The sequence below is a fragment of the Deltaproteobacteria bacterium genome (genome assembly GCA_003696105.1).
GTDB lineage: Bacteria > Myxococcota_A > Polyangia > Haliangiales > J016 > J016.
This window is the reverse complement of sequence record RFGE01000018.1, coordinates 1-4,795: the sequence shown is the minus strand read 5'-3', so window position 1 is coordinate 4,795 and position 4,795 is coordinate 1. Positions and strand designations below refer to the sequence as shown.

Below are 4,795 nucleotides of genomic sequence, written 5' to 3'. Positions count from 1 at the left end.
GGGCGGACGCGGCGGCCGGCGTGTGGCAGTGGGCCGAGGCGGCGCGCGACGCGCGGCGAGCGGCGGTCGCGTCGCCCGCGGACGACCGCGCGTGGGCGCGGCTCGCGCGGGCCGAGCTGAGCGCGGGCCGCGCGGACTCAGCGCTGGCGGCGGCCGCGCGCGGGCTCGCGCTCGCGCCGCGGAGCGCCGAGTTGTTGCTTGTGCAAGCAATCGCGGCCGCGCGGGTCGGCCACCCGGCAGCGGACGCCGCGCTCGCGGCGTACCTCGCGCACCGGCCGCGCGACGATGCACCGGCGCTCCGCGCGCGGTGTGCGGCGCGCGACCCGCGCTGCGCGCGCGAGCGCGTCCCGGCGCACGTCCACTCCGCGTCACCCCCATAGGTCGGCAGTGCGGCCGGGCGGTCGCGCCGCGGTCGCGGCCGTGGCACAGTCGGCGCGTGACGAGTGGGACGACGCCAGTGGCCGGCCGGCTCGCGTTGATCGGCGGAGGCGCGCGCTCGGGCAAGAGCGCGTTCGCCCTCGCTCGCGCCACGGCGGCCGGCCCGCGCCGAGTGTACGTCGCGACGGCGACCGCGGGCGACGACGAGATGCGCGCCCGCATCGCGCGCCACCGCGCCGAGCGCGGCGACGCGTTCGTCACCGTCGAAGCGCCGCGCGACGTGGCCGCCGCGCTGCGCGCCGCGCCGCCCTGCGACGCCGTGGTTGTCGATTGCCTCACGCTGTGGTTGGCGAACTGCCTCGCCGCCGGCGCGGCCGACGCGGACGTGCTCGCCGAGGCCGACGACCTGATCGCGGCGGCGCGAGGCATCCCGGCGCTCGTCGTGGTCGTCACCAACGAGGTGGGCATGGGCGTGGTGCCGCCGACGCCGCTCGGCCGCCGGTTTCGCGACCTGGCCGGTTGGGTCCACCAGCGGGTGGCGGCCGCGGCGGACGAGCTGTACCTGGCGGCGCTCGGGTCGGTGCTGCGCCTGCGCCCCGCGCCGATCGACCTCGTCGACCGCGCGCGACCGTAGGGACGGTCGCCGGAGGCCGCACCGACGCGGCGGGGCCTCGGGCCAGGCGGGCGCGGCCCGCGCTCACATCGCCGCGAGCAGCGCGAGCCCGACCGCGAGCGCCGGCACGGTGGCGACCGCGCCCACCGCGACGAACGTGCGCAGAGGAACGTGGACGCCCTGGCGGCGGAGCGCGTCGAGCCACAACAGGCCCGCGAGCGATCCCATCGGCAACAGCCGCGGGCCGAGGTCGCCGCCGATCAGCGCGGCGAGCACGCCCGCGTGGCCGTGGGCGGACGCCTCGAGCGCGAGCATGTTCATGTACGCCATCGGGTGGTTGTTGAGCAGCGCCGACCCGACCGCCGACGTCACGCCGACGCCGGCCAGGCCGGTCTGCGCGTAGTGGGCGCCGAGCCGGTCGACGAGCCCGACCTGCTGCAACCCGAGGGCGAGGACGACCACGCACGCCAGAAACGCGAGCGTCTCCCACGACACGGCGCGCGCGACGGCCTCGACGGTCGACCGGCCGGTCGCGCGCCGCGACAGCGCGAGCGCTCCCGCGGCGCCCGCGAGCGCCACCGTCCACACCGGCCCGCCGGCCGCGGCGACGACCGAGTAGGCGCCGAGCGCGCCGACCAGCAGCGCCGCGAGCCGCCGCTGCGCGCGGGTCGCGCGCACCGGGGTGCGGTCGCCCGGCGCCGGCACGGCAACCAGTTGCGATCGGAACCACCACCGCAGCGCGGCGAACCCGATCAGCCACACCGCGCACGCGACCGGCGCCATTTGCGCGGCGTACTCGTTGAAGCCGATGTCCGCGAACTCGGCGACCACCATGTTCATCGGGTTGGACACCGGCAGCGCGGCGACGCCGGCGGCCAGGAACACGGAAAACGCCAGCGGGACGACCAGCTCCGGGCGCCCGGGGAACCGGCGTCGCGCGAGCGCGACCACCAGCGGCGTGAGCAGCAAGATCGCGGCGTCGTTGTTGAGCGCGGTGGCGGTGGCGGCGCCGAGCGCGAACACGCGCGCCAACAAGGCCGGTGCCGTGCGCGCGCCGCGCTCGATGCGGGCGGCCGCCCAGTCGAGCAGGCCGACCGCGATCGCCGCGTCCGCCATGATCATGATCGCCGCGATCGCGACGAACGGGCGCCACAGGTCGGCCGCGGCCGCGGCCACCGCGCCGGCGCGCACCGCGCCGAGCGCCGCGAGCGCCAGCACGCCGCCGAACGCCGCCAGCGCCGGATTCAGCCGCCCCGCGGTCCCGATGCGCGGCCGCGCCGCGACCAGGCCGATGGTCACGGCGACGGTGGAGTAGGCGGCCATCTCTTGCACGGGCCCTTGGGGCAAGCAGGCCCCGTGCCACGCGCAACACCGCGATACCGCGGCGGCTGCCTGGGGGTTTCGCTCCAATACCTGGGGTGGAATACTCCCGGCCGATGCCGACCGGACCCCGCCTGAAGTCGAGCTACCCCTACTATCTGGCCAACGAACCGGTGGCCGCCAACGCCGATCTGCCGGTGGAGAACAAGTACACCGGCGAGGTCGCGACCCGGGTCGCCCTCGCCGACGATGCGGCGATCGACGCGGCGATCGCTGCGGCCGTTCAGGCGGCGGCCGAGCTGCGCCGGTGGCCGGCGTACCGCCGCCAACAGGTCCTCGACCACTGCGTGGCGCGGTTCCGCGAGCGGGCCGACGAGCTGGCCTACATGCTGTGCGTCGAGGCGGGCAAGCCGATCAAGGACAGTCGCGGCGAGGTGACGCGCCTGATCGACACGTTCCGCGTCGCGGCCGAGGAGGCGACGCGCATCGGCGGCGAGGTGCTGCCGCTCGACATCAGTGCGCGCGCGGCCAACTACCGCGGGATGTACAAGCGGGTTCCGATCGGGCCGTGCTCGTTCATCACGCCGTTCAACTTTCCGCTCAACCTCGCCGCGCACAAGGTGGCGCCGGCGATCGCCGCCGGCTGTCCGTTCGTGCTCAAGCCGGCCAGCCTCACGCCGCTCGGCGCGCTCACGATCGGCGAGATCCTCGCGGAGACCGACCTGCCGCGCGGCGCGTTTTCGATCCTGCCGTGCCGTCGCGACGGCGCCGACCGGTTCACGACCGACGACCGGCTCAAGCTGCTGTCGTTCACCGGGTCGCCCGAGGTCGGCTGGGATCTCAAGGCGCGCGCCGGCAAGAAAAGGGTCGTGCTCGAACTCGGCGGCAACGCGGCGGTCGTCGTGTGCGAGGACGCCGACCTGGACGACGCCGTCGCCCGCATCATCATCGGTGCGTTCTACCAGTCGGGCCAGAGCTGCATCGGCGTCCAGCGCATCCTCGCGCACGAGTCGATCTACGGCGAGCTGCGCGACCGGCTCGTCGCCGCCACCCGCGAACTCGTGATGGGCGACCCGCTGGACGAAGCCACGTTCATCGGGCCGATGATCTCGGACAAGGAGGCGGCGCGACTGCACGGCTGGATCCACGCCGCGGTCGGCGCCGGTGCGCGCCTGCTGTGCGGCGGCGGCCGCGACGGCCGCATGGTGGAGCCGACCCTGCTCGAGAACGTTCCGCGCGACCAGCCCGCGTACTGCCGCGAGGCGTTCGGGCCGATGGCGCTGCTGGCGCCGTTTTCCGACTTCGACGCGGCGCTCGCGGAGGTCAACGACAGCGCGTTCGGCCTGCAGGCGGGCGTGTTCACCCGCGACCTGTACCGCGCGCAGCGCGCGTGGGACGAACTCGAGGTCGGCGGCGTGATCATCGGCGACGTGCCGTCGTGGCGCGTCGACAACATGCCCTACGGCGGGGTCAAGGACAGCGGCCTGGGGCGCGAGGGATTGCGCTGGGCGATCGAGGACATGACCGAGATCCGGCTGCTCGTGACGCGCACGCCGTAGCGCGGCCGGCGGTCGTCGGCCGCCGACACAGCGGCGGCCGGTCCGTCGTCACCGATTCGTTGGCACCGAAACGGACGACGGCCGAGGCGGGTGCCCCGGCCGTCGTCCGGTCGTCGTTGGCGCGAGCTAGCCGACGAGGATGTCGTGCGCGCGCACGGTCTTGCGACCGTTGGCCTGCGCCCGCTGCGCCGCCTGATCGAGGATCCAGTGCACGTACTGATTGACGGCGTCGATGACGTCACCACCGGTGTTGCAACCGTGATCCTTGATCGCAGCCTTCACCTTGCTGCCGACGACGAGCACTTCGGCCGGCTTCTTGGACTTTTTCGATTTTGCTTTCGCCACTGGTCGACCTCCGAACGAAAAAAGGGTTGGATGAGCGCTTCTTATGCCGCGCCGGATCGCCGCGCAAGTCCCGAAATCCGGTTTTTGCCCGCTAGAGGCCCGATGGTGGCGTTTTTTTCGGGATCGGGGGATCGCGCGGGCGAGCGCACGTCCCCGATGCGTGCCGGTGCGGGGCGATCGACGTGCGCGGCGGCCGCGAGCGCGAAGCGGCGGCGCCCCTGGCGGCGCCGCCCGGTCCGTGCGCGCGGGCACCGGGGCCATCGGCGCGAGCGGGCTCGCTGGGATGCGGGGGCGGCAGGGCGCGCATCCCGGCGGCCGTCTCACCGGCCGCGCGCGATCGTCGCGCGCGGATCGGATACAGTGGGCGCAAACGGCGGCGGATGGACTCGAACCTCTCTCGACCCGTGTGGCTGCGCGCGTTCAACCGCGCGGCACGCGCGCTGCGGATGGATGCGCGCGGGCCGATGGCGGTCGACGCGGACGCGATCGAGCGCCGGGCGATGCGCCTGGCCGGGACCGACGACTTCGGCGGCGACGACTACCGAGAGCCGCTCGAACGGCTCGTGGCGGAGGCGAACGC

The 4,795-nt window shown here is 74.7% G+C and carries 6 protein-coding genes; 4 read left to right on the top strand and 2 right to left on the bottom strand.

All coding sequences use genetic code 11. The features are described 5' to 3' along the window. Positions 1-380, top strand: a 380-nt coding sequence (locus D6689_01210; protein ID RMH44942.1) for a hypothetical protein, incomplete at its 5' end; no start/stop codon positions are given. 77 nt (positions 381-457) lie between these two features. Next, positions 458-1,012, top strand: coding sequence for a bifunctional adenosylcobinamide kinase/adenosylcobinamide-phosphate guanylyltransferase (locus tag D6689_01205; GenBank protein RMH44941.1), 555 nt, complete (start codon positions 458-460; stop codon positions 1,010-1,012). Positions 1,013-1,075: 63 nt separating this feature from the next. Here the strand turns inward: D6689_01205 and D6689_01200 are convergent, their stop codons facing one another. Further along, complete coding sequence (locus D6689_01200; GenBank protein ID RMH44940.1) at positions 1,076-2,314, bottom strand: hypothetical protein; 1,239 nt, start codon at positions 2,312-2,314, stop codon at positions 1,076-1,078. Between the two features lie 113 nt (positions 2,315-2,427). Here D6689_01200 and D6689_01195 point away from each other — a divergent pair, with 113 nt between their 5' ends. Continuing rightward, positions 2,428-3,870, top strand: coding sequence for an aldehyde dehydrogenase family protein (locus tag D6689_01195; GenBank protein RMH44939.1), 1,443 nt, complete (start codon positions 2,428-2,430; stop codon positions 3,868-3,870). A gap of 126 nt (positions 3,871-3,996) precedes the next feature. On the opposite strand, the gene D6689_01190 is transcribed toward D6689_01195, so the two are convergent. Beyond that, entirely contained in the window at positions 3,997-4,215 is a 219-nt protein-coding gene (locus D6689_01190; protein RMH44938.1) for a hypothetical protein, read from the bottom strand. Between the two features lie 380 nt (positions 4,216-4,595). Between D6689_01190 and D6689_01185 the strand changes: the two genes are divergently transcribed. Then, positions 4,596-4,795: hypothetical protein (locus tag D6689_01185; protein ID RMH44937.1), on the top strand; the 200-nt coding region annotated here is incomplete at its 3' end.

Excerpts from the sequence above, each read along its gene's own strand:
- D6689_01200 (RMH44940.1), bottom strand. The coding sequence starts at position 2,314 with ATGGCCGCCTACTCCACCGTCGCCGTGACCATCGGCCTGGTCGCGGCG.
- D6689_01195 (RMH44939.1), top strand. The coding sequence starts at position 2,428 with ATGCCGACCGGACCCCGCCTGAAGTCGAGCTACCCCTACTATCTGGCC.